The sequence below is a fragment of the Micromonospora sp. SYSU B005 genome (assembly GCF_055362685.1).
The window spans coordinates 1-568 of the sequence record NZ_JAXCFU010000070.1; the positions used below are offsets into that span (position 1 = coordinate 1).

At 67.8% G+C, this 568-nt stretch carries 1 protein-coding gene; it reads left to right on the forward strand.

The features are described from left to right. Positions 1-568 (forward strand): condensation domain-containing protein (locus SM452_RS30415; RefSeq protein WP_463841228.1); only part of this gene is annotated, 568 nt, incomplete at both ends.

Consider the following 568-nt stretch of genomic DNA (forward strand, 5'->3'; position numbering starts at 1 on the left):
CTGGTGGTGCATCACATCGCTGGCGACGGTTGGTCGATGGGGCCGCTGAGTCGGGATCTGGCGGCGGCGTACGAGGCGCGGTTGCGGGGTGAGGCGCCGGGGTGGGTGCCGTTGCCGGTGCAGTATGCGGATTATGCGGTGTGGCAGCGTGAGCTGCTCGGTTCGGAGTCGGATCCGGGGAGCCTGCTGTCGAGGCAGGTGGAGTATTGGCGGGAGACTCTGGCGGGGGCGCCGGAGGAGTTGATCCTGCCGGTGGATCGTCCGCGTTCGGCGGTGGTGTCGCATCGTGGGCATCAGGTGCCGTTGCGGGTGCCGGCCGAGGTGCATCAGCGGCTCGTGGAGTTGGCGCGGGCTGAGGGCGTGACCACGTTCATGGTGTTGCAGGCGGCGTTCGCGGTGCTGTTGTCGCGGTTGGGGGCCGGTACCGATATCCCGATCGGTTTTCCGGTGGCGGGGCGCAATGACGAGGCGTTGGACGATCTGGTCGGGTTCTTCGTGAACACCTTGGTGCTGCGGACGGATCTGTCGGGCGATCCGACGTTTGTGGAGGTGCTCCGCCGGGTTCGGC